The sequence below is a fragment of the Pseudomonas caricapapayae genome, assembly GCF_001400735.1.
Classification (GTDB): domain Bacteria; phylum Pseudomonadota; class Gammaproteobacteria; order Pseudomonadales; family Pseudomonadaceae; genus Aquipseudomonas; species Aquipseudomonas caricapapayae.
In genome coordinates, this window is the sequence record NZ_LJPW01000083.1 from 1 (window position 1) to 13461 (window position 13461).

Annotated in this window: 9 protein-coding genes; 4 read left to right on the plus strand and 5 right to left on the minus strand. The window is 60.1% G+C overall.

From position 1 onward, the window contains the following. Positions 1–12 precede the first annotated feature (12 nt). The 4 genes from ALO80_RS12520 to hutU form a co-directional block, all read right to left on the minus strand. Positions 13–843, minus strand: a complete 831-nt coding sequence (locus tag ALO80_RS12520) for a quaternary amine ABC transporter ATP-binding protein (protein WP_055009238.1) — start codon at positions 841–843, stop codon at positions 13–15. Beyond that, complete coding sequence (locus tag ALO80_RS12525) at positions 840–1691, minus strand: ABC transporter permease (protein ID WP_005733871.1); 852 nt, start codon at positions 1689–1691, stop codon at positions 840–842. Before ALO80_RS12525 ends, ALO80_RS12520 begins: the two co-directional genes overlap by 4 nt. Positions 1692–1764: 73 nt before the next feature. Then, a complete protein-coding gene (locus ALO80_RS12530; RefSeq protein WP_055009239.1) occupies positions 1765–2733 on the minus strand; it encodes an ABC transporter substrate-binding protein in 969 nt (322 codons plus the stop codon). A 113-nt stretch (positions 2734–2846) separates the two neighbouring features. Beyond that, the gene (gene hutU / locus ALO80_RS12535) at positions 2847–4544 is read right to left on the minus strand and encodes a urocanate hydratase (RefSeq protein ID WP_054988543.1); all 1698 of its coding nucleotides are present in this window, start codon (positions 4542–4544) and stop codon (positions 2847–2849) included. Between the two features lie 649 nt (positions 4545–5193). Between hutU and betT the strand changes: the two genes are divergently transcribed. Further along, entirely contained in the window at positions 5194–7149 is a 1956-nt protein-coding gene (gene betT, locus ALO80_RS12540; RefSeq protein ID WP_174518951.1) for a choline transporter BetT, read from the plus strand. Between the two features lie 177 nt (positions 7150–7326). Here betT and ALO80_RS12545 read toward each other — a convergent pair whose 3' ends face one another. Beyond that, positions 7327–8373, minus strand: a complete 1047-nt coding sequence (locus ALO80_RS12545) for a LacI family DNA-binding transcriptional regulator (protein WP_055009240.1) — start codon at positions 8371–8373, stop codon at positions 7327–7329. A 171-nt stretch (positions 8374–8544) separates the two neighbouring features. On the opposite strand from ALO80_RS12545, the gene ALO80_RS12550 reads away from it, so the two are divergent. From ALO80_RS12550 to ALO80_RS12560, 3 genes are all read left to right on the plus strand, one after another. Further along, on the plus strand, positions 8545–10860 hold the full coding sequence (locus tag ALO80_RS12550; protein ID WP_174518950.1) for a TonB-dependent receptor: 2316 nt from the start codon (positions 8545–8547) through the stop codon (positions 10858–10860). Between the two features lie 35 nt (positions 10861–10895). After that, the gene (locus tag ALO80_RS12555; protein WP_055009241.1) at positions 10896–12221 is read left to right on the plus strand and encodes an LLM class flavin-dependent oxidoreductase; all 1326 of its coding nucleotides are present in this window, start codon (positions 10896–10898) and stop codon (positions 12219–12221) included. Between the two features lie 243 nt (positions 12222–12464). Continuing rightward, complete coding sequence (locus ALO80_RS12560) at positions 12465–13400, plus strand: sulfonate ABC transporter substrate-binding protein (RefSeq protein ID WP_055009242.1); 936 nt, start codon at positions 12465–12467, stop codon at positions 13398–13400. Positions 13401–13461: the final 61 nt, after the last annotated feature.

Below are 13461 nucleotides of genomic sequence, written 5' to 3' on the forward strand. Positions count from 1 at the left end.
CTGCAACGGTCCTTAAAGGGTGGCTACGCGGCGCTGAACGAAACGATCCACGTAATCGTCGGCGGGCGAATGAAGGATTTCTTTCGGCGTACCGACCTGAATCAATCGTCCATCCTTGAGGATCGCGATGCGATTGCCGATGCGTACGGCTTCGTCCAGGTCGTGGGTAATGAACACGATGGTCTTGTGCAGGCTGGCCTGCAGCTCCAGTAACTGATCCTGCATTTCAGCGCGGATCAACGGGTCGAGGGCGCTGAAGGCTTCGTCCATCAGAATGATGTCGGTATCGGCTGCCAGCGCTCGGGCCAGACCGACACGCTGGCGCATGCCACCGGAAAGCTGATGCGGGTATTTGTTTTCGTAGCCTTTGAGGCCTACCGTCGTGACCCAGTGCTGCGCGCGTTCCTGACACAGCGCTTTGCTCTCGCCACGCACTTTCAGACCGTACGCCACGTTGGCCAGCACCGTCTTGTGCGGCAGCAGGCCGAAGCTCTGGAACACCATGCTGATCTTGTGCCGGCGAAATTGGCGCAAAGCCTCCATGTCGTAACGCAGGATGTCCTCGCCATCGATCAGGATCTCGCCGCTGGTAGGGTCGATCAGCCGGTTGAAGTGGCGCACCAGCGTCGATTTGCCTGAGCCCGACAGGCCCATGATGACGAAGATTTCACCGCTGCCGATCGACAGCGACAGGTCGTTGACCCCGACCACGCAACCGGTCTGGGCCAGTACCTGATCCTTGCTCTGGTTCTGCTTGATCAGCGCCAGTGCTTCCTTTGCGCGGCTGCCGAAAATCTTGAACACATTTTTGACGACGATCTTGTTCGGTTCCACGCTGCTCATTTGTGCGCCTCATGCCGTGGGCGGCCATAGGCCTGCGTGATTCGGTCGATGACGACCGCCAGAATGACAATGGCCAGACCCGCTTCCAGGCCGCGTCCGACGTTGAGGGTCTGAATGCCCACCAGTACGTCTTCGCCCAGTCCGCGTGCGCCGATCATCGAGGCGATGACCACCATCGACAGTGCCATCATGGTGGTCTGGTTGATCCCGGCCATGATGCTCGGCATGGCCAGCGGTAATTGCACGCCGAACAGCTGCTGCCAGCGGTTGGCGCCAAAAGCGTTGATGGCTTCCATCACTTCGCCGTCAACCTGACGAATACCCAGATCGGTCAGACGGATCAGCGGCGGCGCGGCATAGATCACTGTGGCGAAGATCGCCGGTACCTTGCCCAGACCGAACAGCATCAGCACCGGGATCAGGTAAACAAAGCTGGGCATGGTCTGCATGATGTCCAGCAACGGCATCAGTACCGAGCGCAGGCGATTGCTGCGCGCTGAAAGAATGCCCAGCGGAATGCCGATCAGTACCGCAATGATTGTGGCGACCAGCATCAGCGCCAGGGTTTGCATCAGTTTGTCCCACAACCCGACCGCGCCGACCAGAAACAGCAGCCCGACGATAACCACGGTGGTGACGATCTTGCGCGTTGCGTGCCAGGCGATACCGCCCACGATGATCAGCATCAGCCACCACGGTGCCATGCGCAGCAGGCTTTCCAGGTTGACGATGGCCCATAGCAAGGTGTCGGAAATGTGCCGGAACACATCGCCGTACTGCGTTACCAGTGAGTCGACGCCATCGTTCACCCAGTTGGCGATCGAGAAAGTGAAGCTTTCAGGAAACATAAGCGGCTCTCAAATGAGGTGTGTCGGGTCAACGTCAGGGCAGTCGGATCTTTCAGTCCGACTGCCCGGTCGTTTACAGCGAGGCGTCCACCTTCTTCGCGGCGTCTTCGCTGACCCATTTGTGCCAGACTTCCGGGTGCTCTTTAAGGAAAATCTTCGCCAGCTTCGGCGATTCGATGCGTTCCTTGGCCATGCGCCCCAGGTTCTGGTTAAGCAGGTCGATAGGCAGGTTGACCTTTTCCAGGATAGCGACCAGTTCAGGGGCCTCATCGTGGAACACTTTGGACACGCCGACCTTGATATCGATCGTCTTGTTTACGCCGGCTTTCTCCTCCAGGCGCACCAGGTCCACCTGTCCCATGAGCGGTGTCGGCGACCAGTAGTACGTCAGGATAGGCTCGCCACGTTTGTAGCTGGAGAGAATAGCCGCGTCCAGCGCAGGGCCGGTGCCCGGGCGGAAGTTGGTGTATTTGCTTTCCAGGCCGTAGCTCTTGAGCATTTCAGTGTTTTCCAGCTCACAGGTCCAGCCGGCCGGGCAGTTGTAGAAACGACCTTTGCCGGGTTCTTCCTGGTCCTTGAACACGGCTGAATACTGAGCCAGGTCGCTGATGGATTTCAGGTTGGGTGCCTTGGCTTCCAGCTTGCGTTTGGCGTCGCCTTCAATCACGTAGCGAGGCACGTACCAGCCTTCCACTGCGCCGACTATCGGGGCACCGACACCGACCACTTTGCCCGCTGCAGCGGCCTTGTTCCAGACCTCGCTGCGGCCAACCCACTCTTCGGCAAAAATCTGGATGTCGTTGGTGCTCAGGGCGTTTTCCATGGCGATGGAGTTGCCAGGCAGAGCATCCACGGCGCAGCCGTAACCCTTGTCCAGAATGACCTGCAGAACGTCGGTCAGCAGCATTGCGCTTTCCCAGTTCAGACCGGCGAATTTCACCGGTTTGCCTGATTCGCACCAGCCAGCGGCCTGGCTTGTGCCTGCGCTGGCAAGCAAGCCTGCGGATACCAGTGTGGTCAACAGGGCCTTTTTCATTTTCATTGTCGATGCTCCTAAACCAGAAATGGATGACGGCAGCTTCAAGTAGGCATCCGGCCCGTGGGCATACTCATGCCCGTCCCCGAGGTGTGCCGGCGCGGTGACCGGCAACGCTCTTAACGTCCGATCATCGGCAGGTTCAGGCCCTGCTCTTTGGCACAGTCGATGGCGATGGCATAACCGGCATCGGCATGACGCATCACACCGGTGGCCGGGTCGTTGTGCAGTACGCGGGCGATACGCTCGGCGGCTTCGTCCGTACCGTCGCAGACGATCACCATCCCGGAGTGTTGCGAGAAACCCATGCCGACACCCCCGCCATGGTGCAGCGAGACCCAGGTCGCGCCGCTGGCGGTGTTGAGCAAGGCATTGAGCAGCGGCCAGTCGGAGACCGCGTCGGAGCCATCACGCATGGATTCGGTTTCACGGTTGGGGCTGGACACCGAGCCGGAGTCCAGGTGGTCGCGACCGATGACAACCGGTGCCGACAACTCGCCGCTGCGAACCATTTCGTTGAACGCCAGGCCGAGTCTGGCACGCTGACCCAGCCCGACCCAGCAGATACGTGCAGGCAGGCCCTGAAAACTGATGCGCTCACGGGCCATGTCCAGCCAGTTGTGCAGGTGATCGTCGTCCGGGATCAGCTCTTTGACTTTGGCGTCGGTCTTGTAGATGTCCTGCGGGTCACCCGATAGCGCAGCCCAGCGGAACGGCCCGATGCCGCGGCAGAACAAGGGACGGATATAGGCCGGGACAAAGCCGGGGAAATCGAAGGCATTGGCAACGCCGACTTCCTTGGCCATCTGGCGAATGTTGTTGCCGTAGTCGAAGGTCGGAATACCGGCCTGCTGGAAGGCCAGCATGGCTTCGACGTGCTCGGCCATCGACTGCTTGGCAGCCTTGACCACGTTGGCGGGCTCGCTCACCGAGCGGGCGCGGTACTCGTCCCAGGTCCAGCCTTTTGGCAGGTAGCCATTGAGCGGGTCGTGGGCGCTGGTCTGGTCGGTGACCATGTCCGGACGGACACCGCGACGGACCATTTCCGGCAGAATTTCTGCCGCATTGCCGCACAGGGCGATGGAGATGGCTTTACCTTCGGCAGTGTATTTGGCGATACGCGCCAGCGCGTCGTCCAGATCCACTGCCTGTTCGTCGACGTAGCGGGTCTTGATGCGGAAATCGATGCGGCTCTGCTGACATTCGATGTTCAGCGAGCAGGCCCCGGCCAGTGTGGCAGCCAGCGGTTGCGCGCCACCCATGCCGCCCAGCCCGGCGGTCAGCACCCAGCGGCCCTTGAGGTTGCCGTCATAGTGCTGACGACCGGCCTCGACGAAGGTTTCATAGGTGCCCTGGACGATGCCCTGGCTGCCGATGTAGATCCAGCTGCCTGCGGTCATCTGGCCATACATGGCCAGGCCCTTGGCATCCAGTTCGTTGAAGTGCTCCCAACTGGCCCAGTGCGGGACCAGGTTGGAGTTGGCGATCAATACGCGCGGGGCATTGCTGTGGGTCTTGAACACGCCTACCGGCTTGCCGGATTGCACCAGCAGGGTTTCGTCATCGTTGAGCTGAGTGAGGCTTTCGACGATCTTGTCGTAGCACTCCCAGTTGCGCGCCGCGCGGCCGATGCCACCGTACACCACCAGTTCGTTGGGGTTTTCAGCGACTTCCGGGTCGAGGTTGTTCATCAACATGCGCAGCGGCGCTTCGGTCATCCAGCTTTTGGCAGTCAGTCGAGTGCCGCGTGCAGCACGCACGACGCCTTCACGATGGCGGGTCCAGTCCTGCTTCAGGTCTTGATTATTCTCGGTCACAAAAAAATCCTCGGCGATCAATTCGAACCAGCCCGTTGAAGGGCGAGCAGTGCCTGGCGAAGCAGGCCGATTCAGTTGGGTAGCGAACAGAACGTTTAACCTGTCTCTACTTGTACATACAAGCATATGCAATCAGAAGACCAACTTTAACGAGCTGCGGTTTTTTGCGACTCAAATCGGCATGCAGCGCTGTGTTTCCGAGGGTTTAAAGATTCTTGCAGGCAAGCGGAGTTTCTGTGGGGCAGGGCTGGAGTTGTTACCTGAGAGGCTTTTTGCGCAGTTTTGGGGCGGCAGGTAACAGGTTGGTGCGTGAAATGTGTGGGTGCCGTCCGGATCAGAATCGAGCCTTCACGAGCGGTCGAAGATGCCAGGTTCGATGATCGCCAAATGGCTTCAGCGACGTGGGAACGAACCTGCTCAAGCGTGCGTCATACCCAGGCCTGAGCCAGCATTCACCGGCCTGCGATTAGGTCTCGCAAGCGTTTTCATGTTTAAATTGAACGCTCGTTCAAGTTAAACCGGTGGTTCGCTGCCCGCTCACAACAGGAGGCTTACCCTTGCCGTATCCGCTTTTTGCAGTTGGTTTTATCAGTCCGGAGGCACGCAACCGATGAGTTCTCCGAGTACTTCTTCAAGCGGCATGGTCCGCATGAATGCTCCAGTGTTCTATTTCGCTGCGAGTTTTATTCTGATTTTCGGCATCGTTGTCATCGCCTTCCCGCAAGCCAGCGGTGAGTGGTTGCTGGCGGCGCAAAACTGGGCGGCCAATACGGTCGGCTGGTACTACATGCTGGTCATGACCCTGTACCTGGTCTTCGTGGTGGTCACCGCCTTGTCGGGCTTCGGCAAGATCAAGCTCGGTGCCGACCACGACGAACCCGAGTTCAGCTACCTCTCGTGGGCCGGCATGTTGTTCGCCGCCGGGATCAGTATCACGCTGTTCTTCTTCTGCGTGTCAGAGCCCCTGACGCACCTGTTGCAACCGCCGCAGGGCGAGGGCGGCACCGCTGAGGCGGCGCGCCAGGGCATGCAGTTGCTGTTTTTGCACTGGGGCCTGCACGGCTGGGGTGTATTTGCCTTTGTCGGCATGGCGCTGGCCTATTTCGCCTACCGACACAACCTGCCGCTGGCCCTGCGTTCAGCCCTGTATCCGCTGATCGGCAAGCGCATCAACGGCCCCATCGGCTACGCGGTCGACGGGTTCGGCATTATTGCGACCATCTTCGGGCTCGGCGCAGACATGGGCTTCGGTGTGCTCCATCTGAATTCCGGTCTGGACTACCTGTTTGGCGTGGCTCATACCCACTGGATTCAGGTCGGTCTGATCACGCTGATGATGGGCGCAGCGATTCTGGTGGCGATAGCCGGTGTCGACAAGGGCGTACGCGTCATGTCCGACATCAATATGCTGCTGGCCTGTGCGCTGCTGCTGTTCGTGCTGTTCGCCGGTCCGACGCAGCATTTGCTCAACACGCTGGTGCAGAACATCGGTGACTACCTCGGGGCGCTGCCGAGCAAGAGCTTCGACGTCTACGCCTATAACGAGCCAAGTGACTGGCTGGGCGGCTGGACAGTGTTCTATTGGGCCTGGTGGATTGCCTGGGCACCGTTCGTGGGCCTGTTCATCGCGCGTATTTCCCGCGGCCGGACCATCCGTGAGTTCGTTTTCGGTGTGCTACTGATCCCGCTGGGTTTCACCCTGGCCTGGATGTCGATCTTCGGCAACAGCGCCATCGATCAAGTGCTCAACCACGGCATGACTGCGCTGGGCCAGTCGGCTATCGATGATCCGTCGATGACCCTGTACCTGTTGCTGGAAACCTATCCGTGGAGCAAAACGGTCATCGCGGTAACGGTGTTCATCAGCTTTGTGTTCTTCGTGACCTCTGCCGATTCGGGCACAGTGGTGCTGTCGACGCTTTCGGCCAAAGGCGGCAACCCTGACGAAGACGGTCCGAAATGGTTGCGCGTGTTCTGGGGCGTCGCTACGGCACTGATCACCAGCGGCCTGCTGTTCTCGGGCAGTATCGATGCGCTGAAGTCTGCGGTGGTACTGACCTCGCTGCCGTTCTCGCTGATCCTGCTGCTGATGATGTGGGGCCTGCACAAGGCGTTCGTCATGGAGTCCCAGCGCAAGATCGCGCAGCTGTACTCTCTCGCCCCGGCGTCCGGCGCGCGACGTGGCGGCTGGCGTCAACGTCTGAGTCAGGCCGTGCATTACCCGTCGCGAGATGAGGTGTACCGCTTCCTCGACCAGACCGTACGCCCGGCGATTGATGAAGTGACCGCCGTGTTCGTCGAGAAGGGCCTGAACGTCGTCAATGTGCCTGACCCGTCCAATGACTCGGTGACCCTGGAAATCGGCCACGGTGAAGAGCGTCCATTCATTTATCAGGTACAGATGAAGGGCTTCTTCACGCCTTCGTTCGCCCGCGGCGGGATGGGCTCCAAGCAACTGAACAACCGCCGCTACTACCGCGCCGAGGTCCACCTGAGCGAGGGCAGTCAGGACTACGACCTGGTGGGCTATACCAAGGAACAGGTCATCAACGACGTGCTCGACCAGTACGAGCGGCATATGCAGTTCCTGCATCTGGTGCGTTGATCGGGACGTGAGGGGCGGTTAAGACTATCGCTCCTCATGCTCTGCACTGAGCCCCATGTTCAGGACAGGACGCGGAGCGTCCGGAACGGCATGCCCACGCGGAGCATGGGCACGATGGTGTTCTTGCCGGCGGCTATCGCTTCTCACGCTCCAGCGTTGGCTCGAGAGGCGTCTGGCTCACGTACTTTCCCGCTCCACCAACCTGCATTCCAGCAAATTCAGCCGCTGTATCTCTCCCTCTACCGGCAACACCCCGAGGCTTTCAAGCACCCGCGTGGCAGCCAGTATGCCGATCTCCAGTGCAGGCGGTTTGATGGTGGTCAGGCTGGGCAGCATCATTTCAGCGAAGGCGTAGTCACCAAAACCCATCAGCGCGCAATCCTGCGGAATGTGCAGGCCTGCGCGCTGGCTGGCGAGCAGGGCACCGGCTGCCAGATTGTCGTTGGCGAAGAAAATCGCATCGGGGCGCGCTGGCTGGCTCATCAGTGTGTCCATTGCCTGTTTGCCTGCCTCGAACGGCGCGCGACCGGTGTCCGGGACAAACACCCAGGGCTTGATGCCGAGCCCTTCCAGGGTCGCGACATAGCCGTCACGCCGTTCCAGAGCGCTGAAGTCGCCTGCAACGCTGTTCTGCACGAAGGCGATGCGACGGTAGCCTTTGTCATACAGATAGCGGGCTGCCGTCACGCCGACGTCGTAGTGAGAGAAGCCAATCTGGATCGGGCTGCGTTCAGGCTGGTGATCCCAGGTTTCGATCACCGGCACATCGGTTTGCTCAATCATCTTTTCGGTGGCCTGGCTATGGAAGCGACTGGTCAACACCAGGGCCGCTGGCGACCAGCCCAGAAACGCCCTTACTGCGCTTTCTTCCTGCTCGGCGGAAAAGTAGCTGGAGGCCAGTAACAATTGGAAGCAGTGCTGACTCAGCGTGTCGCTGAAGCCCTGAATGGTGTTGGCGAAGATGGGCCCGGAGATGTTGGGAATCACCATCGCCACTACTCGGCTGCGCGCCGATGCCAGGCCACCGGCGACCAGATTCGGCACATAGCCCAGCGCATTGACTGCAGTCGCAATCCGCTCGCGCAGTTCAGGCGACACTTGTTCCGGCTGATTGAAATAGCGCGATACGGTAATGGCCGATACACCGGCCTGGCGCGCTACAGACGTGATGGTTACCCGTCCTGCACCTCGGCGTTTGCGTGTCGCGGGTTTCTCGTCGGCCATGCTCGATCACTTCGTATAAAAGTAAAAAGAATATAAAACTAATTTTTCAGTATTGGACGGTCTATTCGATCTTTCCTGATACTTGTGATGTTAGCGCTAACAAAGGCGGTTTGTCTGCTACTCGCCACCGCGAATGCCCGGACCCGTTCTAGCCAGCACGCATAGTCGCCAGTGCGCATCGCACAGGCGGATCAGGGCATATTTCAGGTAGGCACGCAGATGCACACAACACGTGGGGATGGGGTCAGACACACGCTTCTGGCACAGGCAATCGATCGGGCTCATACGGCGCGGGGGCGGCGTTTTGGCTGGTTGTTGACCGGGCTGACGGCATTGCCGTGGGTTCCGGCCGTAGCAGATACCGCAGCAGCGCAGAACACAGAGACGGTAGCGCTTGAGTCCGTCACCGTGACGGCCACGCGGCGCGAAGAGTCGCTGCAAAAGGTGCCGGTCGCCGTTTCTGTGATTCAGGGCGAGCAACTGGAGCGGGACAACCGCAACGGCGTGGCCAGTATCGTGCAGCAAGTACCGTCGTTGAATTTCCGCACAGGGGCGTCCAACAAGGACACCTCGCTGTTCATTCGCGGTGTCGGCACCATTTCCACCTCGCCAGGCGTCGAGCCGACTGTGGCCACCGTGATCGACGGCGTAGTGTATGCGCGTCCGGGCCAGGCCACGCTGGACCTGCTCGACCTTGTGCGCATTGAAGTGCTGCGCGGCCCGCAAGGGACGCTGTTTGGCAAGAATGCTTCGGCGGGTGTGCTCAATGTCACGACCAAAGCGCCCACCGAAGAGACTCACGGTTATATCGATCAGTCGTATTACAGCGGCAACGAAAGTCGCACCCGCTTCGGCATCGGCGGCAGTCTGATTCCGCAGACCCTCAAGGGTTCGGTCACGACGCTGTTCGGCAGCTATGACGGCAACGTCGACAACAAGCTCAATGGCCATGAAGTCAATGGCTACAACCGCAAGGGCGCGCGCGGCAAGCTGGAATTCACGCCCAATGACGACATTACCTTTACCCTGGCGGCGGACTACATGCAGTCCCACGACGATGCGCCCAACGGTGTGGTGAGCAAGGCCCTTACGCCGGCTTTTGCCAGCGCCCTGTCACCGGTCCGTGCCGACAGCGACAACCGCGATGTGCTCAGCGATTACCGCAGCCATGTCGAGGACGTCAACAAGGGCTTGTCCGGCCAGCTCGACTGGCAACTGGGCGACTACACCCTGACCTCCATCACTGCCTGGCGCGGCTGGGACAACACCCAGTATCAGGATGGCGACCGACTTGGTACGGTTACCGCCGCGTTCCCTGGCACCGAAGACAAGGGCGACCTGGAATTCAACCAGTATTCCCAAGAGCTGCGCCTTGCATCGCCAAAGGGCCGGTTTGTCGAGTACGTGGGCGGGCTGTTCTACATGCACGGCAAGAGCGACGAAACCTACCAGCGCACGCTTGTCACGCCGACTCGTCAGGACCGCGGCGTTGCCGATTACAGCACCACCACCGACAGCTATTCGGTGTTCGGCGAGACGACCTTCAACTTCACTCCTGACCTGCGCGCAATTGTCGGCGCGCGCTGGACTCACGACGACCTGGAATACGATCACCGCCGCGTATCGACATCAGCCACGACCGTCAGCGGCATTCAGCCGGGCACCAGCAGTTCCGGTTCGGTCGACGAGGACGGCAAGTCCGGGCGTCTCGGCTTGCAGTATGACCTGAGCGACAGTGTGATGACCTACGTCACCTATTCACGCGGCTACAAAGGCCCGGCTTACAACGTGTTCTTCAATATGCAGCCGCGCGACACCGATGCGCTCAAGCCGGAGACCTCCAACACCTGGGAAGTCGGCATCAAGGCCACCACCTGGGATAATCGACTGACCACCAACCTGGCGGTGTTCCACAGCGACTACGACAACTATCAGGCGAACTTCTTCGACAGCGTTGCCGGGCAGGTGGTTACGCGGTTGATCAACGCAGGCAGCGTCAGCACAGAAGGTGTCGAGCTGGATTATGCCTTGCAGGCCACCCGGAACCTGAAATTCTCCGGCGCACTGTCTTACACCAAGGCACGCATCGACAGCTTTGCCTGCCCGGCCGGTGCCGCGGCGTCATGCAACGTCGATGGCAAAACCCTGCCCTACAGCCCGGACTGGAAAAGCTACGTTCGCGCCGATTACACCATCCCGCTGGACAACGGTCTGGATATCGAACTGGGCACCGATTACAGCTGGCAGAGTGAAGTGCAGTACGACATCAGCCAGAACCCCGACACCCGACAGGGTGCCTACGGCATCTGGAATGCCAGTGTGGCGCTGGCTGATTACAACAGTGGCTGGCGCGTCGCACTGCTCGGCAAGAACCTCGCCGACAAGTCCTACTCGCCGATGCTGGCCACAGGCGGCAGCTACGTTTACCGGTCTGTACCACGTGATGACGAGCGTTATTTCGGCGTGCAACTGCGCAAGGATTTTTGAGGCGTGGCCCGCAGTCACACAGTAAGGAGTGAGGTATGAGCACGTCTGCTCGACAGATGAAACTGGGCGCTTTCCTGATGGCCACCGGGCACCACGTCGCTGCCTGGCGTCACCCGGATGTGCCTGCGGATGCAGGGCTGGATTTCAAGCATTATCGGCATGTGGCCAGGGTCGCGGAGGCTGCGAAATTCGACACCCTGTTCGTGGCAGACAGCGTCGCTGCCGCGACCGGTGATATCGCCAGCCGCATGGCACGCTCCGATCATTTCGAGCCGCTGACACTGCTCTCGGCGTTGAGTGCGGTGACGGATAACATCGGCCTGATTGCAACGGCGACGACGACGTACAACGAGCCGTATCACGTGGCCCGCAAGTTCGCCTCGCTGGATCATTTGTCCGGCGGACGGGCGGGGTGGAATCTGGTGACGTCCGATGCCGCTGCCGAAGCGCAGAACTTCGGCCGCGCCGAACATGTGGGGCATGCCGAGCGCTACAGCCGCGCCCGAGAGTTTCATCAGGTGGTGACCGGCTTGTGGGACAGCTGGGCAGATGATGCTTTTACCCGCGACAAGGCCAGCGGTGAGTATTACGACCCGGCCAGACTGCATGTACTCAACCATCAGGGCGAGCACTTCAGCGTCAAAGGCCCGCTGAATGTGGCGCGCTCGCCGCAAGGGCAACCCGTGGTCGTGCAGGCCGGCTCCTCCGAAGTCGGGCGCGATCTGGCGGCGCAGACGGCGGAAGTGGTGTTCACCGCGCAGACCTCGCTGGCCAGTGCCCAGGCGTTTTACGCAGACATCAAAGGTCGTTTGAGCGCCTACGGACGTGACGCAGATTCGCTGAAAGTTATGCCCGGCGTGTTCATCGTCGTGGCAGAAACCGAGGCCTTGGCGAAAGCCAAATTCGAGTCTTTTCAGGAACTGGTCGAGCCTCGGGTGGGGGTTGCCCTGTTGGGGCGCATGCTGGGCAATTTCGACCTGTCGGGCTATCCGCTGGACGGCCCGTTGCCGGAATTGCCGCTGACCGACAGCGGCCAGCGCAGTCGACAGAAACTGCTTACCGAACTGGCCGATCAGGAAAACCTCACCCTGGCGCAACTGGGGCGGCGGATTGCCGGTGGGCGAGGGCATTACAGCCTGATCGGTACGCCTGCGCAGATCGCCGATGAGCTGCAAGTGTGGTTCGAACACGGCGCGGCGGACGGCTTCAACGTGCTCGTGCCGCATTTGCCGGGCGGCCTGGAAGACGTTGCGCAATTGTTGGTGCCGGAGTTGCAGCGGCGCGGGCTGTTCCGTACCGAGTATGAAGGCGCGACATTGCGCGAGAACCTGGGCTTGCAGCGACCTGCTTACAGGTTTTGATTGTTACCGTGCATTCATCGTTACACACAAGGCCGCTCTGGATTCTGGCCGAAGGCCGTGGGAGCGAACTTGTTCGCGAAGGCGGCGGTTCAAACAATACATTTTTCAAAGAATATGCCGGCCCTTTCGCTAACAATGCGGATCGCCGCCCCGGTCGCTCCCACGCCCTGCGGGCAGAATCAAAGAAAGATTTGTGTATGGCAATGGCTTTAGGGCATAGACCACTGAATTAAAGGATTACCCATGAAACCATTCACCTTCATCGCCGCCATTCTGGCTTTCAGCGGCTTGCTCAATGCAGCCTCTGCCGACGAGCCTGACGCCTTGCGCATCGGCTACCAGAAAGGCTCGATCACGCTGGTGCTGGCCAAGGAGCACGGCCTGCTGGAGAAGCGTTTTCCAGAAAAGAAAATCAAATGGATCGAGTTTCCGGCCGGCCCGCAAATGCTGGAGGCGTTGAACATTGGAAGCCTGGACATCGCTTCGACCGGCGACATTCCGCCGATCTTCGCTCAGGTCGCAGGTGCCGATCTGGTCTATATCGGCGCAGAACCGGCCAAGCCGCAGGCGGAAACCCTGCTGGTGCGCAATGAAAGCCCGCTGCACAGCGTTGCGGAATTGAAGGGCCGCAAGGTCGCCCTTCAGAAAGGCTCCAGCTCCCACAACGTGGTGCTGCGTCTGCTGAACAAGGCAGGCCTGACCTTCAAGGATATTCAGCCGGTATACCTGACCCCTGCCGATGCCCGCGCCGCTTTTGAAAACGGCAGCGTCGATGCCTGGGCGATCTGGGACCCGTATTACTCCATTGCCATGAGCGAAGGCCATAGCCGCCTCTTGGCCAATGGTGAAGGGCTTGGACTGTCCGGGCCGTTCTATACCGCACGCCGGGCGTTTTCCGAGGAAAACGCTGCGTTGGTGCAGCACGTCCTTGATGAGCTGACTGTGGCCGATGGGCTGACCCGCTCGCAGCGCACCGAGAGTATTCAGATCCTGGCGCGCAGCATGGGCTTGTCCGAAGCAGTCATCACTCAGTATCTTGATCATCGACCTGAATCGCCCAGCCTGCCGATCACACCCGAAATCGTACGTGCGCAGCAGGCGACCGCCGATCTGTTTTACGACAACCACCTGATACCCAAGCGGGTCGATATCCAGAAGGTGGTCTGGCAAAAGCCATGATTCTCGCGTGGCGAGCAGATTTTTCCGGCTCGCGAACGCACCGCAGAACGCCTCGAATATC

Coding starts and splice junctions, on each gene's coding strand:
- betT (WP_174518951.1), top strand. CDS start 5,194: ATGAATGCTCCAGTGTTCTATTTCGCTGCGAGTTTTATTCTGATTTTC.
- ALO80_RS12545 (WP_055009240.1), bottom strand. CDS start 8,373: ATGGCCGACGAGAAACCCGCGACACGCAAACGCCGAGGTGCAGGACGG.
- ALO80_RS12530 (WP_055009239.1), bottom strand. CDS start 2,733: ATGAAAATGAAAAAGGCCCTGTTGACCACACTGGTATCCGCAGGCTTG.
- ALO80_RS12525 (WP_005733871.1), bottom strand. CDS start 1,691: ATGTTTCCTGAAAGCTTCACTTTCTCGATCGCCAACTGGGTGAACGAT.
- ALO80_RS12560 (WP_055009242.1), top strand. CDS start 12,465: ATGAAACCATTCACCTTCATCGCCGCCATTCTGGCTTTCAGCGGCTTG.
- ALO80_RS12555 (WP_055009241.1), top strand. CDS start 10,896: ATGAGCACGTCTGCTCGACAGATGAAACTGGGCGCTTTCCTGATGGCC.
- ALO80_RS12520 (WP_055009238.1), bottom strand. CDS start 843: ATGAGCAGCGTGGAACCGAACAAGATCGTCGTCAAAAATGTGTTCAAG.